The organism is Lysinibacillus sp. NPDC095746, from assembly GCF_044763535.1.
GTDB lineage: Bacteria > Bacillota > Bacilli > Bacillales_A > Planococcaceae > Lysinibacillus.
On record NZ_JBIWGL010000016.1, the window covers coordinates 97,248 to 121,358 of the forward strand.

31 protein-coding genes and 1 pseudogene are annotated in these 24,111 nt (G+C 35.4%); 25 read left to right on the forward strand and 7 right to left on the reverse strand.

Translation table 11 applies throughout. The features are described from left to right. From ACIQ7N_RS13480 to ACIQ7N_RS13535, 12 genes are all read left to right on the forward strand, one after another. Positions 1–265 (forward strand): hypothetical protein (locus tag ACIQ7N_RS13480; RefSeq protein ID WP_402932837.1); only part of this gene is annotated, 265 nt, incomplete at its 5' end. A gap of 80 nt (positions 266–345) precedes the next feature. Further along, positions 346–495, forward strand: a complete 150-nt coding sequence (locus ACIQ7N_RS13485) for a hypothetical protein (protein ID WP_402932838.1) — start codon at positions 346–348, stop codon at positions 493–495. Positions 496–575: 80 nt separating this feature from the next. Continuing rightward, a complete protein-coding gene (locus ACIQ7N_RS13490; protein ID WP_132358429.1) occupies positions 576–1,118 on the forward strand; it encodes a sigma-70 family RNA polymerase sigma factor in 543 nt (180 codons plus the stop codon). Then, entirely contained in the window at positions 1,102–2,208 is a 1,107-nt protein-coding gene (locus ACIQ7N_RS13495; protein ID WP_402932841.1) for a DUF4179 domain-containing protein, read from the forward strand. The genes ACIQ7N_RS13490 and ACIQ7N_RS13495 overlap by 17 nt, the downstream gene beginning before the upstream one ends. A gap of 87 nt (positions 2,209–2,295) precedes the next feature. Continuing rightward, the gene (locus tag ACIQ7N_RS13500) at positions 2,296–2,820 is read left to right on the forward strand and encodes a tubby C-terminal domain-like protein (protein ID WP_402932843.1); all 525 of its coding nucleotides are present in this window, start codon (positions 2,296–2,298) and stop codon (positions 2,818–2,820) included. Positions 2,821–3,306: 486 nt separating this feature from the next. Beyond that, on the forward strand, positions 3,307–4,239 hold the full coding sequence (locus ACIQ7N_RS13505; RefSeq protein WP_402932846.1) for a DoxX-like family protein: 933 nt from the start codon (positions 3,307–3,309) through the stop codon (positions 4,237–4,239). After that, positions 4,236–4,847, forward strand: coding sequence for a DUF4166 domain-containing protein (locus ACIQ7N_RS13510; RefSeq protein WP_402932848.1), 612 nt, complete (start codon positions 4,236–4,238; stop codon positions 4,845–4,847). Before ACIQ7N_RS13505 ends, ACIQ7N_RS13510 begins: the two co-directional genes overlap by 4 nt. A gap of 164 nt (positions 4,848–5,011) precedes the next feature. After that, the gene (locus tag ACIQ7N_RS13515) at positions 5,012–6,352 is read left to right on the forward strand and encodes a YndJ family protein (RefSeq protein WP_402932851.1); all 1,341 of its coding nucleotides are present in this window, start codon (positions 5,012–5,014) and stop codon (positions 6,350–6,352) included. 70 nt (positions 6,353–6,422) lie between these two features. Beyond that, positions 6,423–6,860 (forward strand): hypothetical protein, encoded by a 438-nt coding sequence (locus ACIQ7N_RS13520; RefSeq protein ID WP_402932854.1) that lies wholly within the window; start codon positions 6,423–6,425, stop codon positions 6,858–6,860. Between the two features lie 270 nt (positions 6,861–7,130). After that, positions 7,131–8,813, forward strand: a complete 1,683-nt coding sequence (locus tag ACIQ7N_RS13525) for a methyl-accepting chemotaxis protein (RefSeq protein WP_402932856.1) — start codon at positions 7,131–7,133, stop codon at positions 8,811–8,813. A 252-nt stretch (positions 8,814–9,065) separates the two neighbouring features. Further along, positions 9,066–10,712 (forward strand): right-handed parallel beta-helix repeat-containing protein, encoded by a 1,647-nt coding sequence (locus tag ACIQ7N_RS13530; protein WP_402932858.1) that lies wholly within the window; start codon positions 9,066–9,068, stop codon positions 10,710–10,712. 464 nt (positions 10,713–11,176) lie between these two features. Continuing rightward, positions 11,177–11,368 (forward strand): hypothetical protein, encoded by a 192-nt coding sequence (locus ACIQ7N_RS13535; protein ID WP_132358405.1) that lies wholly within the window; start codon positions 11,177–11,179, stop codon positions 11,366–11,368. Between the two features lie 171 nt (positions 11,369–11,539). Here ACIQ7N_RS13535 and aac(6') read toward each other — a convergent pair whose 3' ends face one another. Next, a complete protein-coding gene (gene aac(6') / locus ACIQ7N_RS13540) occupies positions 11,540–11,974 on the reverse strand; it encodes an aminoglycoside 6'-N-acetyltransferase (RefSeq protein ID WP_402932860.1) in 435 nt (144 codons plus the stop codon). Between the two features lie 89 nt (positions 11,975–12,063). On the opposite strand from aac(6'), the gene ACIQ7N_RS13545 reads away from it, so the two are divergent. The 7 genes and pseudogenes from ACIQ7N_RS13545 (at position 12,064) to ACIQ7N_RS13575 (ending at position 16,464) form a co-directional block, all read left to right on the forward strand. Then, entirely contained in the window at positions 12,064–12,627 is a 564-nt protein-coding gene (locus ACIQ7N_RS13545; protein ID WP_402932862.1) for a cysteine hydrolase family protein, read from the forward strand. 579 nt (positions 12,628–13,206) lie between these two features. Continuing rightward, a complete protein-coding gene (locus ACIQ7N_RS13550; protein WP_402932864.1) occupies positions 13,207–13,782 on the forward strand; it encodes a DNA-3-methyladenine glycosylase I in 576 nt (191 codons plus the stop codon). Then, positions 13,772–14,455 (forward strand): DUF1963 domain-containing protein, encoded by a 684-nt coding sequence (locus ACIQ7N_RS13555; RefSeq protein ID WP_402932867.1) that lies wholly within the window; start codon positions 13,772–13,774, stop codon positions 14,453–14,455. The genes ACIQ7N_RS13550 and ACIQ7N_RS13555 overlap by 11 nt, the downstream gene beginning before the upstream one ends. Positions 14,456–14,528: 73 nt before the next feature. Continuing rightward, complete coding sequence (locus ACIQ7N_RS13560; RefSeq protein WP_248718948.1) at positions 14,529–14,729, forward strand: hypothetical protein; 201 nt, start codon at positions 14,529–14,531, stop codon at positions 14,727–14,729. A gap of 232 nt (positions 14,730–14,961) precedes the next feature. Beyond that, entirely contained in the window at positions 14,962–15,252 is a 291-nt protein-coding gene (locus ACIQ7N_RS13565; protein ID WP_274067208.1) for a hypothetical protein, read from the forward strand. 141 nt (positions 15,253–15,393) lie between these two features. After that, positions 15,394–15,783, forward strand: coding sequence for a hypothetical protein (locus ACIQ7N_RS13570; protein ID WP_402932870.1), 390 nt, complete (start codon positions 15,394–15,396; stop codon positions 15,781–15,783). Between the two features lie 60 nt (positions 15,784–15,843). After that, a pseudogene (locus ACIQ7N_RS13575) lies at positions 15,844–16,464 on the forward strand (NAD(P)-dependent oxidoreductase). Between the two features lie 339 nt (positions 16,465–16,803). On the opposite strand, the gene ACIQ7N_RS13580 reads toward ACIQ7N_RS13575, so the two are convergent. Beyond that, positions 16,804–17,655, reverse strand: coding sequence for a hypothetical protein (locus ACIQ7N_RS13580; protein WP_402932872.1), 852 nt, complete (start codon positions 17,653–17,655; stop codon positions 16,804–16,806). 22 nt (positions 17,656–17,677) lie between these two features. Then, positions 17,678–18,049 carry a hypothetical protein gene (locus tag ACIQ7N_RS13585; protein WP_402932873.1) on the reverse strand — a complete coding sequence of 124 codons (372 nt, stop codon included), beginning with the start codon at positions 18,047–18,049 and terminating at the stop codon, positions 17,678–17,680. A gap of 228 nt (positions 18,050–18,277) precedes the next feature. Here ACIQ7N_RS13585 and ACIQ7N_RS13590 point away from each other — a divergent pair, with 228 nt between their 5' ends. The 4 genes from ACIQ7N_RS13590 to ACIQ7N_RS13605 all read left to right on the forward strand — a co-directional run bounded on the left by ACIQ7N_RS13590 (position 18,278) and on the right by ACIQ7N_RS13605 (position 20,215). Further along, a complete protein-coding gene (locus tag ACIQ7N_RS13590) occupies positions 18,278–18,646 on the forward strand; it encodes a hypothetical protein (RefSeq protein ID WP_402932875.1) in 369 nt (122 codons plus the stop codon). Further along, a complete protein-coding gene (locus ACIQ7N_RS13595) occupies positions 18,633–19,271 on the forward strand; it encodes an O-methyltransferase (RefSeq protein ID WP_402932876.1) in 639 nt (212 codons plus the stop codon). The genes ACIQ7N_RS13590 and ACIQ7N_RS13595 overlap by 14 nt, the downstream gene beginning before the upstream one ends. A gap of 345 nt (positions 19,272–19,616) precedes the next feature. Next, positions 19,617–19,916: a DUF2089 family protein gene (locus ACIQ7N_RS13600; protein WP_402932878.1), complete on the forward strand. Its 300-nt coding sequence runs from the start codon at positions 19,617–19,619 to the stop codon at positions 19,914–19,916. Next, the gene (locus ACIQ7N_RS13605) at positions 19,916–20,215 is read left to right on the forward strand and encodes a hypothetical protein (protein ID WP_132358377.1); all 300 of its coding nucleotides are present in this window, start codon (positions 19,916–19,918) and stop codon (positions 20,213–20,215) included. Before ACIQ7N_RS13600 ends, ACIQ7N_RS13605 begins: the two co-directional genes overlap by 1 nt. 346 nt (positions 20,216–20,561) lie before the next feature. Here ACIQ7N_RS13605 and ACIQ7N_RS13610 read toward each other — a convergent pair whose 3' ends face one another. From ACIQ7N_RS13610 to ACIQ7N_RS13620, 3 genes are all read right to left on the reverse strand, one after another. Continuing rightward, a complete protein-coding gene (locus ACIQ7N_RS13610; protein WP_402932881.1) occupies positions 20,562–20,990 on the reverse strand; it encodes a GNAT family N-acetyltransferase in 429 nt (142 codons plus the stop codon). A gap of 176 nt (positions 20,991–21,166) precedes the next feature. After that, positions 21,167–21,499, reverse strand: a complete 333-nt coding sequence (gene csaA / locus ACIQ7N_RS13615) for a chaperone CsaA (RefSeq protein ID WP_402932883.1) — start codon at positions 21,497–21,499, stop codon at positions 21,167–21,169. 12 nt (positions 21,500–21,511) lie between these two features. Next, positions 21,512–22,042, reverse strand: coding sequence for a hypothetical protein (locus ACIQ7N_RS13620; RefSeq protein ID WP_402932884.1), 531 nt, complete (start codon positions 22,040–22,042; stop codon positions 21,512–21,514). A 180-nt stretch (positions 22,043–22,222) separates the two neighbouring features. On the opposite strand from ACIQ7N_RS13620, the gene ACIQ7N_RS13625 reads away from it, so the two are divergent. Together ACIQ7N_RS13625 and ACIQ7N_RS13630 are read left to right on the forward strand one after the other, a co-directional pair. Next, positions 22,223–22,960 (forward strand): polysaccharide deacetylase family protein, encoded by a 738-nt coding sequence (locus ACIQ7N_RS13625; protein ID WP_132358369.1) that lies wholly within the window; start codon positions 22,223–22,225, stop codon positions 22,958–22,960. Positions 22,961–23,157: 197 nt separating this feature from the next. Next, a complete protein-coding gene (locus ACIQ7N_RS13630) occupies positions 23,158–23,337 on the forward strand; it encodes an NUDIX hydrolase (RefSeq protein ID WP_402932889.1) in 180 nt (59 codons plus the stop codon). 61 nt (positions 23,338–23,398) lie between these two features. Here ACIQ7N_RS13630 and ACIQ7N_RS13635 read toward each other — a convergent pair whose 3' ends face one another. Continuing rightward, positions 23,399–23,914: a DUF4871 domain-containing protein gene (locus ACIQ7N_RS13635; protein WP_402932891.1), complete on the reverse strand. Its 516-nt coding sequence runs from the start codon at positions 23,912–23,914 to the stop codon at positions 23,399–23,401. Between the last annotated feature and the right edge of the window lie 197 nt (positions 23,915–24,111).

A 24,111-nucleotide genomic window follows, 5' to 3' on the forward strand; every position in this document is an offset into this window, starting at 1 on the left:
AACTAGAATCGTGGATAGAAGAATCAAAGTCGTGGATAGAAGAGTTAGAATCGTGGATGGAAGAATCAAAGTCATAGATAGAAGAGTAAAAGTCGTGGAAAGAAGAGCCAAAATCAGGATAGAAGAGTCAAAGTCATGGATAGAAGAGCTGAAATCATGGATAGAACAATCAGAATCGTGGATAGAACAACTAGAATCGTGGATAGAAGAATCAAAGTCGTGGATAGAAGAGTTAGAATCGTGGATGGAAGAATCAAAGTCATAGATAGAAGAGTAAAAGTCGTAAATAGAAGAGCCAAAACCGTGGGTAGAACAATCAGAATCGTGAATAGAAGAGCGAAAGTTATGGAAAGAAGAGCCAAAACCAGCGATGTTCCGTTTTCTATCAGCGATTATGGCTCTCTTATCAGCGATGTTCCGCGTTCAATCAGCGATTATGGCTCTTTTATCAGTGATGTTCCGTTTTCTATCAGCGGTTCTCGCTCTCTTGGATAGAAGATTTATAAAAAGAATTTTTTCAAAGTGAAACCTTTTGATTGAGTTAATTACTCTAAGTATTGAAAGGAGGAAACAGCATGGAACATGACTTATCGATCGTTAAACAGGCTATAACAGGAAATAAGGAAGCGTTTGAGCAGCTACTTATTTTAGAGGAAGAAAAATTATTTTATACCGCGCTTTCTTATGTTGGCCAAAAAGAGGATGCATTGGACGCTATTCAAGAAGCAGCATGTAAAGCTTATCTAACCGTGCATCAACTAAAGCATCCGGAATTTTTCTCCACATGGCTGTTTCGGATTTTAATACATGAATGTTATCGTTTGCTAAAAAAAGGGCAGAAAATCATTCCTTATGAAGAAAGTGAATTATTACATCGTTTACAGGAGCAAGAAAATGTTATGGCGAATCCAATTGATTTATCGGATGCTATACAGCTTTTGAATCATTCTCAGCAAATGGCCATCATTTTATTTTATTATCATGATTTGCCGATTAAAGAAATTTCAGAGGTAATGGAAAAGCCAGTTAGCACTATTAAAACGTATTTGCATCGTGGAAAAAAACAATTAAAACGAGAATTAGAAAGGAGTGCAACGTTTAATGAAAAAGCCATTTAATGAAAAAAGTACTCTTCCGGAATTCCCAAGAGATGAGGTACGAGCAGCGATTGCCAATGGCATAAAACAAGCAGAGGAGCAAAAAAATATGACTCAAACACCTGTACAAATTAAAAGAAAAAGTAAACGTAAACCATTATTGTATGTAGCAAGTGCGGCAGCCGCATTTAGTATTATGGTAGGTTCTGCCGCGTATGTATCACCAACTTTCGCGAGCACATTATCACAGCTACCAATTGTCGGGTCGGTATTCAGTAACTCAGGCTTACCTGGGCTTAAACAAGCTAGTGAACAAGGATTAACAAGCACTATTGGAGAAAATCATACTATTAATGGTATTTCTGTAACGATAGACGAAGTTCTTTATGATGATTCTAATATTACAGTAGGATTTACAGCTGATTCTGAAAAGGTATTAAGTAAGGATTACTTTGGGGCAGGACTAAACTTTACTATTAATGGTAAAAACCCTGAAGTGGCATCTGGAACCTTTTATGAAAAGGTAATAAGTCCAACGGTTCATACAGGTCTTGCAAGATTTGCTGTGATGGGAAAGATGCCGGATTCCTTTGAAATGGGCTTAATGTTAGAAGGGAAAGAAGGGGAGAAATGGGAATTTACAGTTCCTGTTGAAAAGATTAAGAATATTATTGATGTACCAGTTAATCATCAGCAACAAGCAGAGGGCATTCAACTGGATGTTTCCAAAATTTCATTAAGCCCATCAGGTATAGCACTTGACTATAAAGCGTCTGAAAAGGGGACAATTGATAATTCACAAGTAGGTGCATCGTTTATAGAATTCCGTATTACCGATCAGAATGGCAAGGAGATTACTTCGCATTCTGGTGGAGGAGAAGGTCATTTCGAAAATGGTGTATGGAACTTTAGCAGTATAAAGTCCTTTGACCCGATTTCAAACGATGTTCAAAAATTAACGATTACTCCATATTTAATGCTCCCTTCAGACGGGGGCGGTGTACAAATGGATAAGGATGGCATAGAAACAAAAATACCATTCGATAAGTTATCACTAAAAGAAGTGAAGTTCCAACCATTCACAGTCGAAGTACCTAAGCAAACTAAATAAACATTAAAGGCGTCAAATACAACCTTTGTATTTGGCGCTTATTTTATGTTAGTTTATAGAAAGCAACTGAATGAAGGAGCGAACGGATTGAAGATTTATACATATAAACAACCAGCGGCCATTGAGTCAACAGAATCAGTAGCCATTTTAAATGAAGCGGGGGAAGTATCGACGACTGTTCAACGTGTTTATTCGAATGGACTGAAAAAGGCATTTGACCGCACGATGGACTATCGCTATTTTGTACGTTTTGATGTTAGTGATGTCACTGGTCAGCCTCTTTTCACATGTAAGAAGGTGTCGCGTCGTGGTCGAGTGCATTTTATAGGGGAGGATTTCGTCACAAGCAAAGAGTATATGATTGCCTATGATGGCTGGCAAATTATGATCCCTGATTTAATCATCACAGACGGCGTCCAAACTATAAAACTCAACAAGGAAATGGAGGACTGGTCCGTATTTTCTCTTGATGATCAACCAATTGCACGCTGGCAAGCTATTTTTTGTGAGACTCATTTTGAGATTACGCTGCAAATTGAAGACAACAGCCCGATACAGCATGAAGCATTTTTTATTGCAATCGGACAGGCAGTACTGTTTGTAGGAGCGTAAGATGTCGATAAATTTGAAAAAATGTCCGATAAAATGAAAAAATTAAGCGATAAAAAGATAAAATAGCTCGATAAATGAAAACAGACCCTCTGCTACATAGGAGGGTCTGTTTTCATTTAAATATCAAGCATTTCATGGGCTAATTTCTTACGACTATTTGCTGCTACGTTAGCACTTCGCTTTTGAACTGAAAACTCCCGTTTCGCTCCAGGGGCTTGGACGAACACGATGTTGGTTGGTTTATCCCTAAGGAGTCGCCAAGTCGGAACGAAGAACAACTAAACAAAGTTTTATCGGTGCGAAAGCCCTCAGTAGGAACGGAAATCAACCCTATGTTATGGTATTGTTCCGATTAAATGGATAAAGTCCAATTTATGGTTAAAAATTAATTTATTGCTATAATACCATTAATAGAGTAGTGGTTATGGAGGATAATAGAAAGTAAACTAAAATAATCAATAAGCTTGTTCGAAGGAGGATATAAAGATGAAGAAAAAGCCTATTTATGTGGAGGTGGATATACGAGCGCCCATCAATGAGACTTGGAATTATACCCAAAACCCTAAGCTGCATGAGCAATGGGATTTACGTTTTACTTCTATTACATATATCGATAAAAAATCTCCTGAAGAAGCTCAGCGCTTTACTTATGAAACGAAGGTGATGCCGGGCATAGCAGTTAGTGGCTGGGGTGAGAGTAAAGGAGAGCATCATAAAAAAGATGGTACGAAAACATCCTCGTTACATTTTGGTACACTCCAAAAAATATCTCCAATTGCAGAGGGGAAAGGGTACTGGCGATATATTCCTAATGACAAGGGGCTCACATTTTTAACCCAGTATGACTATGATGTTCGCTACGGGAAACTAGGGAAATTATTTGATGCTGTGTTTCGTCCCGTAATGGGCTGGGCAACAGCTCTTAGTTTCGATGTTTTAAAAAGATGGCTTGAAAAAGGAGAAAATCCTTTTTCTCAGTATCGTCGCTTTTTTTTAACAGTGCTCATTAGTGTGCTTTTTTGTTTTGTGTGGTTGTACCACGGTCTTGTACCGAAAATCATCGTTCAACATCCTACTGAGGTGATGATGATTGAGGAATTACTAGGCGAAGAAAATAGTCAGTTGAATGGATCAAGTAACACTAGCCAAATAGTAAACTGGATTGGACTTGCAGAGATCATCTTTGCACTGTGTTGGTTATTGCCTCGAGGAAAGCGTTTATTGTTTGGCGCGCAAATAGTGTTATTTCCGTTTTTAACATTGGGTGTCGTTCTAGCAGATAAAACGATTGCTGCTGCTCCATTTAATCCTGTAACACTTAATGTAGCATTGTGGGTATTGTCCATTATCGGGTTGATTTTAAGTAAAGATATGCCTAGTGCCAAAAGCTGTAAACGAAAGCGAGGAGGAACAACATGACGATTTATCAAACTTTATTGGGCGAGGACTTTACTCGACTCCATCCGATGCTGCAGAAGCGTTATATGTTACCTGTAGATCAGCCTTTTTATGCTACTGGCGTAATGCATAAAATTGAATCTGGTTCAAAGTGGCTTCGTCCTTTTTATGCGATAGCTACCAAAACTAAATTCCTGTTTCCTGAATCAGGCGACGATGTTCCATTCTCGATTTGTAATACTTGTCGAGTATTACCAAGTGGAGAACTTGAAGTGTTATGGGAGCGTACTTTCAATTTTTCAAATAGAACTAGACATTTTGATGCGAGAATGACGATTGATCCAGTCCGAAAAATAGTCAAGGATTACTTAGGATCACCAGCTCTTTTTTATTCAGATTTGCATTTTGCGGTGACAGGTGAGGGGAAATTGGTCATTCGCTCCGGAGTCCAACGATTTGTCGTTTCCAAAATAGAATGTTCAATACCCAAAATATTAGAGGGGCGTGTTATCGTCGAGGAAGGATTTGATGATAAAAGGAATGTGTTTACGATTCATGTGTCCATTCATAATTCAATAATAGGGAGGCTGATGATGTATGCTGGTGAATTTACGCAACAATCTAACTAGTCCTGTCTTACTATTAGGGCTTATGCTGTCGGTCGTTTGTTATTTGTTTAGCCCGCAGCCTGAATATATGTTGCTACTCACAGTTGCACAGCTGATTTTTGTACCAGCGATGGTGAAAATGATCATTTTCTTTAACAAAACCCGGCGATGCTATTATTGTCGCGATGATGTTTGCTATTACGTTGTTACATTGGTGGTCTGAAGGTTGGATAGCGATCGTTCTCGTACTTATTTATGTTTTTTATACGGCGTTTCTAGCTATACAAGGTGTGAAGCGATTTTTACAGCGAGGCTTTACAAACATGGCGGAGATATCAATTGACGTGGGGCTTATTTATATATTGGTTGGTGGACTATGGTTTTTTGCTTTTATCGCAAACATCGATACAGGTTTTTCATCGTTAATAACGTGGTTAACAGCCATCCATTTTCATTATTCAGCTTGTTTATTAGCTATTTCTATAGGTCTTTTTGGGCGAATACATAAGAGTAGAAGGTACAATGCAGTCGTTGTTATATTATTGACAGGCCCACTTCTTGTAGCAATTGGTATAACGTTCTCTACAATAATTGAAATTATTTCAGTGATCCTTTATATCGCTGCGATTTACAGTTTATTTTTCCTTGCTTTAAAAACGAAACTTCCTCGTGGACAAGGTTTACTGTTACGCATTTCCTACGGGGCACTATGTATCACGATAATATGGTCATTTATGTATGCATTTGGCTATGTAGGGATACCAGAAATGCTAACATTTCATGGATTTATGAATGGTATTTTCTTCGGTAGTGTAGGGGTGCTAGCTTGGGCTATAGCTATTCCCGAAACTAAATTTCAACCATTCCATTTTCCAGTAAGCCAAATTAGGGGGAAATTGCGAGAACGAAAAGACCCGCACCCAGGTTTAGTCGATGCGCTTAGTGACTTTGTGGATACGACAAAGCTGCCACACATCATTCCACATTTTTATGAAGAAACAAATCAGTATCGTTTAATGGCATCTATAAAGTGGAAAACCTGGTTTAAACCGTTTGCTTTAATTTATCAAAGCTTAAGTCGCTTCATGCAACAGCTGAATTTACCCTTCTCCAGTAAGCAAATTGAGATGACAGGAACGGTTGTTAAAGTTGATGAGCTGCACGATGGACGTCCCGCTCCACGTGCATGGATTCGTAAAATAGACGAACAAACAGCCTTTGTCGCAATCTATTCAAAGCATACAACAGGACAAATCACCTATATGAATATTGCACTTCCACTGCCTTTTTCAACAATGATTGGGGTGTTACATTTATATGAAGATAATGGTGCTTTATATTTAACGAGTAATCACGATGGGGATGCTGGGATTTATTTAGCCATTAACCGTTTTATATTTCAACTACCTTTACAGGAGCATTTTAAGATAAAGGCAGAAGATGAAACAACACTAACGGCTGTGCACAAGATGCGTATTTTCGGTCTACCTTTTTTAGAAATTAACTATCAAATAACAAGAAAATAGATTTTTATTGAAGGAATCTGCCTATCTTTACTAGAAGGTCATATAGACATAATTATAAAGGGGTGATTCGTTGCGATTAACGAAAGGGATTTCAGGTTTTGATGCAGACCATCTCATTGAACAGGATATGCGATCTTTCCAGTCGATGGTTTATCATTTAGTTACAAGTGAACAACGAGCAAAAGCTTTACAATTTATTGATCATCCTCATGTTGTATATATGCAAGCGGTAATTCAACTGGGAGATGAGCGTTTGACGATACTTCATCATAGGCTGATGCCTTATATTGCGTTTGCTAAGTTTGATGAAGAGTTAAGCTTTCAATTTTTAACAAAAGCTCCATTACACAAATATTTTCGAATGCGTAAATGCCTTACTGCCGATACACTAAACACATTGTTGACGCAGGATAAGGAGCTGCACAGTTTATCTGATGTGGAATGGAAATACATTTCACGCTTTGATAGTAAAACAATCGGAGATGTTATGTTTAATTGTTGGGATTAATATTTAAATAGAAGGAACAGCTTACTTTTGAGGCTGTTCTTTTTGTGTGTCAAAAGTCCTGTTGTATAGATTTTTAGATAGGTCATCTGTCTGAAAATTATGGATATTATTATCCGCTGAAAATTACATGAAATTCAATTAGTTATTTCATTTAATCTAGGTAAAATTCCAAATCAATCCAAACCTGGATCAAGAGTGTTAAATTACTAATGGTGTGCAAATTATAACAATGCACATTAGATTGCATTTGGAAAGTAAGGAGAATTTGAAATGAATTTTAAGTCAATTAGTAAAAGAATCGTTTTTTCCTTCAGCATTGTAGTAGCAGTAGTGATTTTATACATTGGTTACAATTTTTATGCAGTCAACCAAAGCAACAGCGCAACGGAACGAATTATTGATGAAGAAATGCAATTACTAATTACAGATTATGAGGAAGCTCAGACGATAGGGCTAAGAATTGCCGCAGCTAGAGGGTATGTACTTTCTGGTGATGAAAAGTATAAGAAAATTTTTGAAGATAATGTGAAGCGTGCGGATGAGAATGAGAAACGACGTTTAGTAATATCAGAGACAGGTGATTTCAACGAATTTGCGGAAATGGCTAAAGAATGGAGCCGTTATGTTGAAAAAGAAGTATTTACTGTTTATGATCAAGGCCAAATTGAACAAGCGACGAAAAATTTAGCAACTATGAGTGATAAGGCAACAGAAATACGGGAAGGCTTTGAGGGGTTAGCAGAGCATCGTAAGCAATCGATTAATGCGACAGGTGCAGACATTGTCAGTGCAGGTGAGACTAAGCAACTTACAGGTATAATCGTCGGTATTGTCATTGTTATCGTATCCATCGTGATTGCATTATTAAGTGCTCGAATCATTTCTAAACCAATCATCGCTGTGACAAATCGTATGCAACGAATAACTGAAGGTGATTTAAGTGAGCCTGCACTTGTGGTGAATTCCAAAGATGAAGTAGGAAGGCTTACAGAAGCAACGAATACGATGTCTGATATTTTGAACCGTTTATTAAAACAAATTCAAACTGTGTCTAATGATGTAGCTGCACATAGTGAGGAGCTTATGCAATCAGCGACAGAGGTGAAAACGGGTACGGCACAAATTGTTGACACAGTCACTGAAATCGCGAGTGGTACAGAAGTGCAGGCAAGTAATGCATCAGATGTAGCTACAACAATGACAGAATTCACCTTAAAGATAACAGATGTCAATAATAGCAGTACGGATGTTCAGCAATATTCCCAAAATGTTATGGCTTTAACGAAAGAGGGCCAAGATTTAATGGACGCATCCACAGAGCAAATGACATCCATTCATCATATTGTGAAGGATGCAGTTCATAAGGTAGACGAACTAAGTAAACAAACTCAGGACATTTCCAAAATCGTGGCAGTGATACAGGGTATTGCCGCACAAACGAATTTACTGGCACTTAATGCAGCGATTGAAGCGGCTCGAGCTGGAGAAAATGGTAAAGGATTTGCGGTCGTTGCAGATGAGGTTCGTAAACTTGCCGAACAAGTAGCCGTCTCGGTTGACGATATCACAGGCATCGTACAAAAAATTCAACAAGATTCAAACAGGGTGACATCTTCACTGGAAAATGGCTACGAAGAGGTTGAAAAAGGCACAACTCAAATTGCTTCCACAAATGAAACATTCAGCCACATTGCAGAAGCTGTTTACTCAATGTCAGCAAACATTGACAGCATGACGACAAAGCTAGAAGACGTAGTACAAAGCACTGTCAATATTAATAAATCGGTGGACGAAATTGCCGCTGTCTCGGAGCAATCCGCTGCAGGCATACAGCAAACTTCTGCAACAATCGAACAAGCAGCCAGCTCTATGGATGAAATCAATAATAGTTCAGCCAATTTAGCACAAATGGCAGAGAGTTTAAACGACCTTGTTAGGAAATTTAAATTGTAATTATGTCTGTTTAATTGTGGACTTGCATTTAATACAGAATCAAGTAGCTGCATCGAAAATTTAAAATCCGTTAAACCAGCAATGACGAGAAAATCGTTTAATTGCTGGTTTTTTATTGTGTGCTTTTGCGGATGAAATAGAAAAAAGTCTATGCTCTATAAAAGAATCGGTTGTAAATTATTTGTACAAAATTGAATAATAGGAAGTTCAATGGGGATATAAATAAAAGAAAAGCGACATAGGAGTGTAGAGATGGCGACACTTGTTGTAAAGAGAAGTATTATGCACCGATACCAAAGTATTGGGCAGGCGATTCAAGAGGCAGAGCCGGGGGATTTCATTGAAATCCGGGATGGGATATATGAAGAAAGCTTCGAAATTTCCAAAAGGCTGACACTTTATGGAGTGGGGAATGTGACCATTAAAGGTGGCGTGTTTATCCGCTATCAGACACTTGTAAATATGCGAAACTTGCGTTTTACCCAAGGGCAGGGTATTTATGTAAAGGGAGATTTACAGTTAGAAAACTGTGTCATTGAGCAACAAATGGTGCAGACACAAGTGACCGTAAGCTTCGGTAGTTTAATGATGAAAAATGTCGATATTTTTGCAAGTCCAATCAATCATATTGGTTTAAGTATTGATAATGGCTCAAGCGTTATTCTAGTGGATTCAACGATCCAGCATCATGTTAAAGCTCAAATTAATGTGCAAAATAGTGAAATCGCTTTAACTAATTGTATGCTGTTAGAAGGGCAAATGAATGGCATTTATGCAATGCGTGATGTAAAAATGGAGCTAGTGGATTGTGAAATTCATGGACATAAAAAGGCACAAATTGTAGCAGCCTGCAGTTCAATTTCAATGACCAATACACTTATTCACCAAGGGAAAGATGTAGGGGTGCAAGTATTTGATAGCTCGAAACTAACGATGGATGGCTGTGAAATCAAGCATCATCAAGACACGCAACTAGTTGTTCATCAAAGTGAATTGATGGTGACAAATTCTATCTTTTCTGATGGAGTAGGAAACGGACTATATGTTGGTGAGAAATCTAGGGCGATTATGTATGATTGTAAGATCCAGCGTCATGTGAAGTCTCAGTTGTTAATTGAAAATAGTAAAGCGGAGTTTCGTACATGTAGGATAAATAAGGGAAAGGCGACAGGCGTTACGATTGTCAACGAAGCCGATGTATCGATGACAGAGTGTGATCTCCAAGAACACCCACAATTTCACTTTATTATTGACTCAAGCGGGTTAAAGCTCAATCAGTGTAAGATCCAATTTGGGCAGGCAGGTGGTATTTATGGCAATGATCACGCCAAAATTACGCTGCAGAATACAATAATTCAAGAGCTAGAAAGTCATCATATCTATATAAATAATGCTCGACTCTTTACAGATAATTGTACGTTTGAACACATTAGCGGAAATGCGATTACTTGTATTGATGCTATTTTTGAAGTTGCCAATAGTAAATTTAACAACTGTTATGAAGGTCAATATGCCATAGTTTGGTCTGATAAATCAATCGGGCGTATTGAGCATTGTACGATTGATAAAGCAGATCGACCATTTTTAGCGATGTCCAATCAATCTTTACTTGAGATGGTGTATACAGATCTAACGGCTGTAAAAATACCAGCTATTGTACAGGGGAAGAGCCAATTATTCATCGAAGGGTATACTAACAAGACAATATGGAAGACTGATACAACGTCGAGAATAGTTAATTTACCAGTCAATACTAGTGACAAGACAAAGAATGTTATATTAAATCAAACAGAAATAGTAAGTATCCAAAAATTGGATGTAAAATTACAAATATCAGCTGAAAATTTACAAAAATTTAACATAAATGCCCCGGATAATAATAGTAACAAAACAGTGTAAATTAACCTAATACAATAGAAGGGTAAGTAGTTTCAATTATTTTGAAATTACTTTTTTTATGAGCTAAAAGCAATGTAAAACGACAGATGATTTATAATAAAAATAAAAATGTATTAAAAAAATGAGCAATTTATTTGTTGTCCTTATTCATTCAAACATGCCTTCGTATATAGACTTATAAGCCGTACTGAAGAATACTAAAATTCGACAAATGGGGTTGTTATTTTTATAATAGAATTAATTAATTTTAAAAATCATTACACTGAAAGTTATTATCGAATAATAATGATTTTTTATAGAGGTTGGAATTTTATTAAAATAAAGTAAAATTTGGATTAATTAAGTCTATGTGTTATCCTATAATCAGTGAAAATAGGTCATGGAATGGTTGTGTAAGTTCGCCGTTTGAAAAAAGTGAATAATGATTATGAAATAATAAATCATAAATTGGAGGTGAAAATAGTATGTTTGGGCTTTCGAAAGAAGAAATTATGTTATTGCTTGAGAAGGTAGGATTAGAAGAAAAACAAAAAAAAGCAATTGCAAACATTATGTATCTTAACAATGAGCGAATAGAGCAACAACTTGCATTTATTATCCACCTAGTAATGGACGAGCGCGAAAGAAACATTTCAGCCAATACATATTTAAATTAATAAATAGTACATATCGTTTAATAGCCAAAATAAAAGGACTTTAACGTTTGTGTTCCTGTTATTATTCCTTTATATATCGAACAAATATTAATCACAAGTGTGTAAAAAAGCACTTGTGATTTTTTTCTTTTTTGCATTATTAACTGACTATATACTTGAATCACCTCATTTTTATAATTCCTTCGTAAAACAAATAATGCGGTTTGCTTCGGTGAAACCTAATTTAAGATGGACCGCTAGACTTTCGAGATTTTGTATTTCACAATCACTCGCGAATTGTAGACATCCTTTATGTTTAGCCCAATGCTCACAACTCTCGATCAGAAGCTTTGCAAAGCCTTTCTGCCGATATTGTTCTTTTACGAAAAGTCCTTCTAAATAGCCGACTGGGCTTGAGTGGGTACCTTCAACATAATCTGTTCGGAGTTGACATTGGGCAAAACCGACTGCTTCATCATCCACATATGCAAGGAAAATCGTAGCGTTTTCAGCATTTATTAGTTGCGCCATTTCCTCGTTAAATTCATCTAACGTATGATTTGGCCAGAGTTGTAGTGCTAAATTTGATGCTGTTTGAACATCTTCTCTATTGGCTTGTTTAATCATATTGAGTCTCCTTTGTTTAAAATGGTAAAAATTGAAACCTTTTGCTTTTTAAGAACGTAAAAATATAAAAATACAGGGAGGTTAATATTTTGAAGCAAGCGTTAATGGTACTCGATATTCAAAATGATTACCTTAGTAATCAAGCCCGAATGCCTGTGGCAAAGCATCAAATTGAGCCCATTTTAAAAGGCATTAATGGCCTGATAAGAAGAGCTGAAAAATCAAATGTCCCTATCCTCTATATTAGGAATGAATTTGAGCGAAAGCAAATACTTTCCAACCTTTTACGAAAATTCACTGCATTAAAAGGAAGTAAAGGTGCGGAAATGGATAAACGATTATTAAAAGCTGAGGGAGTGTATTTTTCAAAAAATAAAGCGGATGCATTTAGTAATCCTAGCTTAATGAAGTATTTAAACAATCATGGCATCCACGAATTAATAGTAACGGGCGTTTTTATAGAAGGCTGTGTAACTGCTACAGTGGAAGGGGCTTTAGCTAGAAATTTTGCTGTAACTGTTGTGGGGGATGCAGTCGCAGGTGCTACTGATCAAAGTAAGGAAGCAGCTTTAAATAGGTTAGCTACACAAGACATTTTAATCCTTAGTTCGGAACAAATTTTTGAAAGTGAAAATGACCAAAGGGGAATTTGAAATGACGCTTTTCCAACGATTCATTGTACAAGCTAAAACCAAAGAGCATTCATAGGCATATTGATGCAAATAAGGAGCATAGTAGTTTGAATACTTGACTAATGAAACAGGAAACCATAAATGATGGTGATCTTGTGTTAATTGTTGGCTGTGAAGCGGAAAAACATTTCAATCCTTATCGAATATTAATCCAAGTGGTAAAATCTATGATAAAGACTTTTTTGTACAGGCTGTCAAACACTCCATAAAAACAAATCAAATGGAAAAGTGATCATGACCAAAGCAAGTGTTTCAAGCATTTCATAAACAGATTATTTTTTTGATACGATTTCAAACTGTTTTTGGTTGCACATAGCAAATGTTGTGAAGGTTGTATTTAGAATATTGGAGGACGATGGGAAGAATCATAATTTCGGAGCTAAAATTAATTATCATATGAAAGCCTATAAAACAAAACCTAAAATCAAGTAGCTGTTTGGAAGTGTTGGGTTTAAAACCGTTACAATAAAGGAAAACACATAAAAAAGGCTAGCTTTGTATAAGAGGGATAAAGGAATACATAAAATGGAGGATATAGAAATGAAAAGATGTGAATGGGTCAAGTTAGATGAACCTTTATATGTTGAGTATCATGACAAAGAATGGGGTATTCCCGTCTATGATGATCGGCATTTATTTGAGATGCTCTGTTTAGAGGGGGCACAAGCTGGACTTAGCTGGTGGACAATTCTACAAAAACGAGAGGGCTACCGGGCAGCTTTCGATCAATTTGATGCTTCGAAAATCATACTCTATACGGATGACAAGCTACAGGCGCTTCGTCAGGATTCTCGCATCGTACGTAATAAGCTTAAAATTGCTAGTGTTGTGACGAATGCTCAAGCCTTTCTACGGATCCAAGAGAAATATGGCACCTTCTCTAAGTATATTTGGGGATTTGTGGATCATCAGCCGATTAATAATGAATGGTCGTCCATAGCCGATGTACCTGCTACAACAGAAATTAGTGAACGAATGAGCAAGCAATTAAAAAAAGACGGCTTTAAATTTGTTGGCAGTACGATTTGCTATTCATTTATGCAGGCAACAGGAATGGTTAATGATCATGTCGTAGATTGTATTTGTCGAAGTGAGGGATCTGCTAATGGACATTGATAATATTAAGGCACAGCTAGTGAGACAGGCAACAATTTTTGAAACAGGTGGGTTTAGACCTACATATGACCTGCTAGAAAGCTGGATTGGCTATGTTGGATGGTCCTTACCTGAGGAACAGAGGCCACAAAGGTTTCAACCACTAGCGACCTTATTTTTAAAGGATCTTTCTTTTGTGCCTGCGTCACTAAAGCATATTGAGCTGCTAACATTATTTATCAATGATGAAATATTTGATCACCTCATAGAAGATGATCTTAGCCGTTTTTTTGAAATAAGAGCATACACATCTATAGAAGGATTAATCCAGCAAAATTGGCACCATGACCGTATTCGCGCTTTCCCGCTTATTCCAAAACTTATTGAAAATGATTATCCGACATGGGATGGGGGAGGGATTCCATCTGATGTGGAGGATGAAATCTTGAGGTTAGAGCACGAGGAGGATATTGAATACTTCGATGATATTGTAGAGGAAATATACGCTATTCATAAAATAGGTGGCTATCCAGCTTTTTGTCAAAGTGGTCATGATTACGGTGAGGACTTTCCCTTTGTATTACAGATTGCCTCAGACGAGAAGGCATATTTCAATATCGTCGATAATGGAAATTTCTATTTCTTTTTTAATCCAGAGCTAAATGAGTGGCGTGTTCATTGTGATTTTTATTAGCGGTGAAATTATAAATCATAAGATAGATGTTACAAACATACGTTCATTGATGACGTGATTAGGAGGAATAAAGATGAGGAGGCAAACTTCTGAAATTAGAAAAGTAAAGAAGGTGAGGAAAATGGAAAACAAAACAGTTATTAAGAGCGGTATTAGTTTTGGCTCCGTGTTGGCCATTACTATTTCCTGGAGTGTAAATCATTCCATTATCTGGGCAATCATCCATGGTTGTTTAAGTTGGTTGTATGTTATTTATTACGCACTAATAAGATAAATAATGTTTTAATGTGAAATCCAATGATAAAAGCGGGATGAATGTGGACCTGACACCTGTGCAATTGTTTAACGATACATTGAATTGTATACATACAATAGAGAATGTGTGCTTTGTTCATAACCTTTGAGCATTTAGCATAAATAACTAAGTGCTCGTTTTTCGATGAAAAGCTCATATTAAGAAAGATTACTAACATCTTTCCATGTATCGTAGAAGAAAGGTTGATAGGATGACACATCAAGTGACCGCCACAAGCAATATTGATTTTAATGCTACAGGCGTTGATGAAATATTACAAAATGTAGCTTTTATATTATCTACTTTCGTAATATCTTGCCCTTTTTACAGAGATTTAGACACGCTTCCACCTTTCCAGCTTGTCAAAAGACGCAACACCGCTCGTCTTTTGGAAAGCATTCAACGTTTCGTGCCACGAGCTATAGTAATAGATGTTGATTATGTTGGGGATGCATATGTAGGAAAATTAGAACCTGTTGTGAAAGTAATCGTAAACGAATAAACGACTAAGGTGAATGTTGTCTCTTTGCCAGGCCATCTAAATGTTAGCCTGGCAAATATTATAAGGATTATAAAACAAATATTTCATATTATTTAATATGATCAGCGTATTCTATTAAAAAAGATGAAATGGAGAGAACATATGAGAGGATTAATAAAAGGCCTTTTTATTTTATTTTCCTTGATGTTAGTAACTGCAGCATTGCTAAAATATAATCAACCTTCATATGAAAGACCCATTCAAAAAAATCCCGATACAAATTATAGTGAAGAAATTGGTGAAAAATTACAAACTACGAATTTTACACAAAAAATTATAGTAGCGTTACGAGCAGCAGGTTATTTTCCAGATAGTACAATCGGCTACTTAATTGAATCTCCGAGCAATCAACTAATAACGATACAATTACATAATTTAGATAAACTCGAAAAGAGTACAGAAAGCGAAATCCAAACTATTGTCAATAGTATCGCGGAAACTAATGATCTTCAGCTTTTTATCGTTAATATCAGACTTACTGATGTTCATTAACAATGCTTTAAATCGTTACAGAACATTTGTGTGCTATAATCAAGAAAAGAGGTGATCATAGTGAGAATTTTAGTTTTAGGTGCCACTGGACGCGTTGGTAGCCATATCGTTACCCTAGCGTTACGAGATAAACATAGCGTTACAGCTTTAGTTCGTCACCCAAATAAGCTAAAAATAAATGATGAAAATTTACATATTGTACAAGGAAATGTTTTAGAAAAACAAGATATAGCAAAGGTCATGGCGAATGTAGACATTGTAATTAGTGCATTAAACACTGATGGCACAAGTACATTAACTGAAAGTATGCCGCTCATTCTTGATGCAATGGAAAAAGAGCATGTGAAAAGAATGATAACTGTCGGAACAGCTAGTATTCTACAAAGTCGATTGACACCAAGTATTTTACGTTATCAATCAAGCGAATCAAAAAGAAAAACAACCTTTGCGGCAGAGGAGCATCATAAAGTTTATCATTTATTGAAAAATTCTAATACTGATTGGACAATCGTCTGTCCAACATACTTACCGGATGGTAAATATACGGGCACTTATCGTATCGAATGAGACTTTTTACCGGATGGTGGGGTAGAAATATCTGTAGCAGATACCGCAGAGTTTGCCTATCTACAAATTCAGAGTAAAGAATATGTGAAATCACGTGTAGGTATTGCGTATTAGATTTTCAAACAAATACTGAAAAAAACATGTTTTAAAGGTTGATAGAACTTTGTTCAGCTTTAGGGGGGCGTTAATCGAAAAGGGTTAACGCTTTTTTTGTTGGTCAGGAAATTAAAAAAATGTGGATGTGTGTAATGTGAGGAATAAGTAAGATTCAATTGGATTTTCGAATAAGAAGGATTATCAGAGGATTTCTATTCTGGAATATTAGATTGAGATCCTAAATTACTTGAGTAGGGGAAACACGTCTAGAAACGTCTTTTTCTTTTCTTCCATAGACAAAGAAGGTCATCTTCAGAAAGATGACCTCAAAAAAATCGTTATCAATAAATGGTTAAATCATCCATTTTTCTTTGTCATTTCGGTTAACTGCTGATAAATAATATCCTGATAGTTAACATTTCGCCATAATGTAATAACATCCAATTCTTCAAGTTCTTGAAGGCAGTTTTGTATGAATTCATATGCGATAAAATAAGCTAAGCGATTGATACCAAATCGTTTACCTCCATTAATAGAGAACCATTCAAGATAAACTGCTCTTGCATTTAGCGAAGTTAAATCGCTTAAAAACGCTTCAATAATTATTTGTTTATTATTTGTAGCAAATGTTATCCACTCTATGTCTTCTTGAAACGCAAAGTATTCATCTTTCCTCGCACGTACCGCTTTTGTAGAAAAATATGTTGCAATACCTTCCTGCAAAAGCCAAGTGAATGGGCTCTCCCAGTCTACCATTGTCCAATCAACACCGCTTTTTTCGGATAATAAATGGTGTAAAGCGTGTCCAAACTCATGAGCAATAATAATTTGCAAATGGCGATCTTGAGAGGAAAGTTTCTCTATGCAAAATGCAATTTCTGGTATGATTTGTCGGTAAGTAAAAGCATTACTTCCGTATAAACCTATAATCAGATGTACATCTTTTGTAAAGGTGATATCGTACATCTGCTCATAGTCCCTTGCGATATCACTAATAAGCTTAGGCATTTTATCTTTTATTTCAATGAATGTTGAAATCTTTTCCTGGTGCTTTGGAATAGCCATTTTCATTTTTTTATCTACCTTATGGCAATGATATCGAAAGTATTCTTCAAAATGGCTCGCATGCTTTTCATAATATTTTTTTAAATATTCAATGGTAGGCAGATAATTATCGGTGAAATCTGTTACTGTATCATGAATGAACATGTTCGTCTCCTTTCAAAAAAAATCAGCCCTCAGATAGAATTAAATATCGTTTAACCACATTGTCAAATTTTACGATGAAAATATCATCACGTTCTTTTACAGAATAAATTTTTGCACCAATTGGTAAAAGGTTAGCTGTACCATTTTTAAAATCTTCAGCTTTAGTTGCGTTAAATTCGATTTCACCAATATTTTTGTTTTCATTGAGTTCCAGTTTATCAATCCATTCTATATTGGTTTGTAAAATGTTCCCTTCCCACTGATAAATATCTGCATGGTTGTCCAATCTTAAAACTTCTGCTGCATCAGGTTTTTTAGATTCTGTTACTGTTTCATTACAACCAACTAAAAAAAGACTAAACAATACTAAAAATAAACAAGATTTTTTCTTCAATATACCACCTTTTCACATATGACATGCTTCTAAACCAGTTTCACTGCCAAATTAATTTGACTGATACATCCAGTTTAATGGAAATACTAGTAGAGGTAAATATTACAAACTGCTTAAAGGTAAAGTAATGGGAAAATGAATAAAGATTATTGACAAATTGTATACGTTTGTATACGATAAGAAAGGGGTTAAGTGTATACAAATGTATACAATGAAAGGGGTTTAAAAATGAGAAGTGAAAAAATGAAGGAATTTAGAGAAGAGGGACATCATCGTGGGGGACGTCACAGAGGAAGAGATGGCTCTCATCAACGCGGACCTAAAACTTTCAGACGTGGAAGAGCGATTGCTTTTTTAGAGATGATGAATCTAAAGCGTGCAACGATTAAGCAACAATTAGAGCAACCAGAGTTTCAATCTATTCAGCCAATATTAGTGGGTGAATTAAAAGCCATTGATATGGTCATCAATGAGTTCATTCAATTATTTGAAATACATGAAAGTGAAACGATGGCTCCATCTGACAGTGAAGAAGAAGATAATGAAAAATCTTTAAAAAATGATGAGGAAGGGAATAACCTGAATGAAAATAATTAATCAGTACATTGATGCCGTGTTTTATAACGAAGACGCTATTTTAGAAGAGGTCATTACATCTATTGAAGAAAACGGAATGCCCGCCATTTCTGTTTCTCCTTCCTCTGGAAAACTATTAACAATGCTTGTCTCAATGACAGGAGCTAAAAACATTCTTGAAGTAGGGGCTCTCGGTGGATATAGTGGGATTTGTCTAGCAAGAGGATTCGGCAGTGATGGCAAATTAACTTCTCTAGAATTAGAGGAAAAATACGCACAGTTAGCAAATGGTAATTTATCGAAGGCAGGTTTTGGTGAACAGGTATCCTATATAATAGGTCCTGCATTGGAAAGTCTTGAAAAACTTGTACAAAGAAATGAGCGATTCGACTTTTTCTTTATCGATGCTGATAAGGAAAATTATGAAAACTATTTAAATTACTGTGTACAGCTAGCAAATCCCGATGCGATTATTGTTACTGACAATGTGCTTGCTGCAGGAAGTGTGGCAGACCCAAATACCCAACCAAAACGCTATACGGAAATAATGAAGAAATTCAATGTAGCAGTAGCGAACCATCCCCAATTAGAATCGATTATTATTCCAATTGGTGATGGCATGACACTTTCTAAAGTGAAGAAGTAAGCATTAATTTGTTTCGAAGGCACTGACAGTTTGCATGTTAGTGCTTTTTTGCCAGCCTACAAGTATAAACCAATTAAATATCCACCCGGTAGCCCCCTAAGATTCCTCTATAATTATGACAATTCCATGCTTTTACAGATGATCATTATTTTAAAATGATGCCATTCAAACGACAATAATTCCACAAAACAATTGAACAAATGATTAACCTAGCATTAGTCCAACGGAAAGTTTCTACGTCAAAAAAACGTTTTGCTTAAAATAACCTTAAAAATATAAATAATGTTAATGTTTACTTGGATTTTATTTAATTATTGTTTAACATTGTTAAAAAGGAGGGGTGATATGAACCGTGATGAAGTACCATCTTGGATTTTATCTTTAGATAAAGAATCTGTTGAATTTATAAGAAAATTTATAATAAATTCTGGGTCTTTAAAGAATATATCTAAAATTTATGGTGTCTCATATCCGACTGTAAGGACTAAATTAGATACTTTAATTAAAAAAATTGAACTGAGTAGCAATACTGAAGACCTGGAGTTTGTAAATATGATTAAAAATTTGGTTATTGATGAACGGTTGAGTTTAGAGACGGCAAAAATGATTATTGATAAATATAAAAGCGAAAGGAATGATGATTAATGGATCCAAATTATAAATGGTTGATAGCCATTTTAATAGCCATTGTAATAATAGGCGTTCAATCATTTTTATCTAGAAGAGCCAACGTTTACTTTGGAGCAATTGTACCTATTCTGTATTTAGTTTTTATTTTTGGATGGTGGACAACTAGAACGGGAAATGTCAATACATCTTCACTCATTAAAGTTGCAGTTGCTGGTACGGTGTTTTTATTAGGAACTTGGGTTAAAGGAAGGGAATCTTTAAAAAATAAAAGAAAGAAAGAATTGGAAAAAATGAAGTTACATGATATTCATTAATAAATAGAAAGTTTAGGGGCTATTTTGATTAAACTTTTTTAAAGGTATGCTTTTAATTGAAACAAATGGATAGACAAGCTTTAAAGGTGTGGCTACCAAATATCTTGATAATTAACTAGCTTAGTTTTTATTTATCGATCGTTGTAGTAATAAAAACACAAAAAAGAAATACAGATAACTATGATAGTTTAGGTCTTTCGAATTCCAGTATCTAAATTATCTTAAGCACAAATTCAAAATGGCATTATTATTAAAAAAATTTAGGGAACCATTTAGGTATCCCTAATTTTTTTAAATCTAAATTTACCATAGCCTATGAATAAAGTAGCAGGATTGCCTTTGCTAATTACGTTAATACTAGATGAAGTATTGGATAAGGACGACCTGAGCTATCTGTTGGATCTTCACTAACAATAGTAAAACCATTTTTCAAATAAAACATCATTGCGTTTTCATTGTCTTTGTTGACATCAACAGACCTTATATTAAAATCTCTAATAAGTTGTTGTATTAATTGTTTGCCATAACCTTTTCCAATCTCAGCAGGTTCTAAAAATAGCATTTCTAAGTGCTGGTTATTGGTCCCTGAAAAACCTATCAATTCATTGTCCACATACCAAAGTCTCACATCAAGATGTGGGAAATACAAAGGAATTTCTTGTTTAATGTCTTCCTTATCTTTTAAACTTAAAAAATCGTGGGTTTTGGTAACGGATCGATCCCAAAGATTTATAATAGTTTCATAGTCATTAGTTGTTGCTTGTCTGTTTTTCATAATGTTCTCTCCTTTTTTTTTTTCATTATCACGCTCCTTTCTATTTTTTATTGGAAGATTTTAATGATGTAGCACCAATCATAATAAATTTTCATTTTCTAGGATCCTCTCGTTTTAGGTTAAAGCTATTTTTGTGCCTGTGACACAGTTTCATTTTTTATCACAAAATCCTAGCATTAACTAATTTTAGTTCCGTTTGGTACAGGCTGATCAGGAGCTAATAAAATCACATCTCCTTCTACAGGAACGCCGCCAATTACTAAAACTTCAGATTTAAAGCCTGCCACACGACGGGGAGGGAAATTAACGATTGCTACTACTTGCGTATTCATAATTCCTTCTGGCGTATAGCGTTTTGTAATTTGAGCAGAGGATTGCTTGATGCCAAGATCTTCTCCAAAATCAATTTTCATTTTAATAGCAGGAACCCTTGCTTTTGTAAGTTCTTCGGCTTGGATAACAGTACCGATTCTAATATCAAGATTCATAAAATCTTCTATTGTTGCCATGGAAAATACTCCTTACTTTTCAATTTGTACAAAGTCATGTAAATTCGTTTCGATCAAAGTATTTATTTTTTCTATAGTAGTTGGATAAATGTTTTCGAATATTGCATATAGCGTTTCAAAAGAGGCATGAAGCTCTTTGTTATCATTTAATTCATCGCGAGTGATTGTAAAATTCTCTAATGTAGTAGGATGATTATGCTGTTTTAGTTCCTGTTCAATTTTCTCCAGGAGTAAAAGAAAAGGTTCATCATTAAAATATTTAAAACAGGCTTTGATCGCTGCCCAATTTTTAGGCTGAGCCATGAAATAAGCACTCCACCAATAAAATTCGATAAGAGATTTACTAATATGGTTATAATAAACATAAAACATAAATAATGCTCTTTGGCCTTCCGTAAGTTCCTCATAAAAACGTTCTTTTACACCGATATTAGTTTCTTTGGACATCCTTACCTTATAAATCTGAATGAGCGGTTCAAAACACCTTTGACTTAGGTTGGAGCTGTTTAACTCGAATTCCTCTTCCTTTACCTTTATTATCAAAATAATCACACTCCTTCCAAATAATATAACATTTTTAAGAATAGAATGTGTAGCGTTATTTACATTCAATTTGGATTGTTATTGGTTTTATATACAATTAAAAGAACAAAAATAAAAGCATTTTTTAGTTTAAACCTCAAATAATAATGATTAGAAATATTATTTGCAGGAGGTGAAAATTTGAGGAAATACTATCTGCTGATTGCATTATGCTTTTTCGGGTTATTTTTATTTTTTGTTAATGAAAAATCTTTTGCAGACAAGGGAAGGAAGTATTACGAAGAGGCAGGACAAATTTTGTGGGATATTAATACGGATGAAAAAGTGATCGCCTTAACCTTTGATGATGGTCCTCATAAAAAGTACACACCTGACATTTTAGATATATTAGACAAGTACAATGCAAAGGCTACATTCTTTATTGTGGGTGAAAATGCAGAAAAAAATCCAGAGCTCGCTTTACGTATACATGAAGAAGGTCACGAACTAGCCATTCACACATATACGCATCCTTTTAGAACGAACGTTTCCAATTTGATGAAAGAAATAAAACAAACACATGCAACAATTTATGGTATTACAGGTTATGTCCCTGTTTTATTTAGACCCGTTGAAGGCCAATACACGGATTCCATGATTGATGCAATATCAAAAGAAGGGTATAAAGTTGTCATGTGGTCATGGCATTTAGATACATTTGATTGGAAAAGTCCTGGAGAAAAGAAAATTGTCAATACTGTTTTAAAAGGTGCTAAGCCTGGAAGTGTCGTGTTATTTCATGATGGCGGTGGAAATCGTGAGCAGACTGTGAAAGCATTAGAAAAAATCTTACCAGAGCTTGATGAGCAGGGATATAAATTTGTAACGATATCTGAACTACTCGAGATTCAAAAATTAAGTAATAAGGATGGAAAATAAATAAAGGCAGGGCTCATTTTTTTTATGTAATTTGGGTCTTGCTTTTTTGTATTTGAACCCTGTGTATTTATATTCGAAGAAACAATGTAAAATAAGGATGTTTATGGTATTTAATGGATTGAACTTATTTCTAGAACTTTAAGTAAATTATGAAAAGATTGTTTAGGGATCTACAAAAAGGAAAGAGGGTATCAATTATGAATGATTACATTAAAATGATGAGACAAATGATCGGGCATGAAACTCTATTGGCTATTGGCTGTGGAGCAATAATTGAAGATGATAGGGGACGTATTCTTTTACAAAGGCTGTTTTCTCAAAGATTGTTGCTGTTAAAAAACAAAAAGGCAGATTTAATCTCCAAACGTGTAGAATAAATCTGCCTTTTTGTATTGATGAATCGAAAAATTAAACTAAAGCATCCTAGTTGAAGATGATTTAACTCTCTTCAACGTTTATAACTAGTTCCCCAAATATTTTATCATTAAAATATATTTCTAATTTCCATAATCCACTTGTAGGGAACACCATATTCGATGGGATATGGGAATCTGCACCGTCATTAGGGCTAATGGAAGCATTAGAATATTGCCATACTTTATCATTGCCAGATAACAACACAGGATGTTCTTTCCCTTCTTTGTCAATTCCAACTACTTTAAAATCACCACTGATACTATCTTTCTCTCCCCAGAAATACCACATATGTTTATTTACTTTATTAGCAATAAACTTTTCTTCTACTGCCTCACCTGTTTTACCCGATCCGACCAAAAGACCAATTTTCCCTTCTTCACCAATCAATAAAAACTCACCCTTTGTCCCGTCACCAAAAGTAACGGGTAATGAAAAAGTAGGGCTTACCTCTCGATTTTCGTTCTCATCAATATTGTTACAACCGACAAGTGTCATTAAGAATAGCACAGAAATCAACATAATCATTTTGGTCCTCATATTGTCCCCCCTTATCAACTAGACATTACTGTTATTAAACCTGAGGTAAACGATATTCTTTACTACTTCAACATTCTTACAAATATCCCTTCTTATTCAACCAACCTGCTCCGTTCGTATTATAAGGTCAGCCAGATATTTCTGGTTGACCATTTTTTATATGGTTTTATTATAGCAGTAGCCAGGGTAGAACGTAT

Bases quoted from the DNA above. Each gene is read 5' to 3' on its own strand.
- ACIQ7N_RS13485 (WP_402932838.1), top strand. From the start codon at position 346: ATGGAAAGAAGAGCCAAAACCAGCGATGTTCCGTTTTCTATCAGCGAT.
- ACIQ7N_RS13555 (WP_402932867.1), top strand. From the start codon at position 13,772: ATGGACATTGATAATATTAAGGCACAGCTAGTGAGACAGGCAACAATT.
- ACIQ7N_RS13610 (WP_402932881.1), bottom strand. From the start codon at position 20,990: ATGAAAAACAGACAAGCAACAACTAATGACTATGAAACTATTATAAAT.
- ACIQ7N_RS13505 (WP_402932846.1), top strand. From the start codon at position 3,307: ATGAAGAAAAAGCCTATTTATGTGGAGGTGGATATACGAGCGCCCATC.
- csaA (WP_402932883.1), bottom strand. From the start codon at position 21,499: ATGGCAACAATAGAAGATTTTATGAATCTTGATATTAGAATCGGTACT.
- ACIQ7N_RS13630 (WP_402932889.1), top strand. From the start codon at position 23,158: ATGAATGATTACATTAAAATGATGAGACAAATGATCGGGCATGAAACT.
- ACIQ7N_RS13600 (WP_402932878.1), top strand. From the start codon at position 19,617: ATGAACCGTGATGAAGTACCATCTTGGATTTTATCTTTAGATAAAGAA.
- ACIQ7N_RS13490 (WP_132358429.1), top strand. From the start codon at position 576: ATGGAACATGACTTATCGATCGTTAAACAGGCTATAACAGGAAATAAG.
- ACIQ7N_RS13510 (WP_402932848.1), top strand. From the start codon at position 4,236: ATGACGATTTATCAAACTTTATTGGGCGAGGACTTTACTCGACTCCAT.
- ACIQ7N_RS13595 (WP_402932876.1), top strand. From the start codon at position 18,633: ATGAAAATAATTAATCAGTACATTGATGCCGTGTTTTATAACGAAGAC.
- ACIQ7N_RS13550 (WP_402932864.1), top strand. From the start codon at position 13,207: ATGAAAAGATGTGAATGGGTCAAGTTAGATGAACCTTTATATGTTGAG.
- ACIQ7N_RS13560 (WP_248718948.1), top strand. From the start codon at position 14,529: ATGAGGAGGCAAACTTCTGAAATTAGAAAAGTAAAGAAGGTGAGGAAA.
- ACIQ7N_RS13590 (WP_402932875.1), top strand. From the start codon at position 18,278: ATGAGAAGTGAAAAAATGAAGGAATTTAGAGAAGAGGGACATCATCGT.
- ACIQ7N_RS13495 (WP_402932841.1), top strand. From the start codon at position 1,102: ATGAAAAAGCCATTTAATGAAAAAAGTACTCTTCCGGAATTCCCAAGA.
- ACIQ7N_RS13515 (WP_402932851.1), top strand. From the start codon at position 5,012: ATGATGTTTGCTATTACGTTGTTACATTGGTGGTCTGAAGGTTGGATA.
- ACIQ7N_RS13535 (WP_132358405.1), top strand. From the start codon at position 11,177: ATGTTTGGGCTTTCGAAAGAAGAAATTATGTTATTGCTTGAGAAGGTA.
- ACIQ7N_RS13525 (WP_402932856.1), top strand. From the start codon at position 7,131: ATGAATTTTAAGTCAATTAGTAAAAGAATCGTTTTTTCCTTCAGCATT.
- ACIQ7N_RS13565 (WP_274067208.1), top strand. From the start codon at position 14,962: ATGACACATCAAGTGACCGCCACAAGCAATATTGATTTTAATGCTACA.
- ACIQ7N_RS13605 (WP_132358377.1), top strand. From the start codon at position 19,916: ATGGATCCAAATTATAAATGGTTGATAGCCATTTTAATAGCCATTGTA.
- ACIQ7N_RS13635 (WP_402932891.1), bottom strand. From the start codon at position 23,914: ATGAGGACCAAAATGATTATGTTGATTTCTGTGCTATTCTTAATGACA.
- ACIQ7N_RS13580 (WP_402932872.1), bottom strand. From the start codon at position 17,655: ATGTTCATTCATGATACAGTAACAGATTTCACCGATAATTATCTGCCT.
- ACIQ7N_RS13570 (WP_402932870.1), top strand. From the start codon at position 15,394: ATGAGAGGATTAATAAAAGGCCTTTTTATTTTATTTTCCTTGATGTTA.
- ACIQ7N_RS13530 (WP_402932858.1), top strand. From the start codon at position 9,066: ATGGCGACACTTGTTGTAAAGAGAAGTATTATGCACCGATACCAAAGT.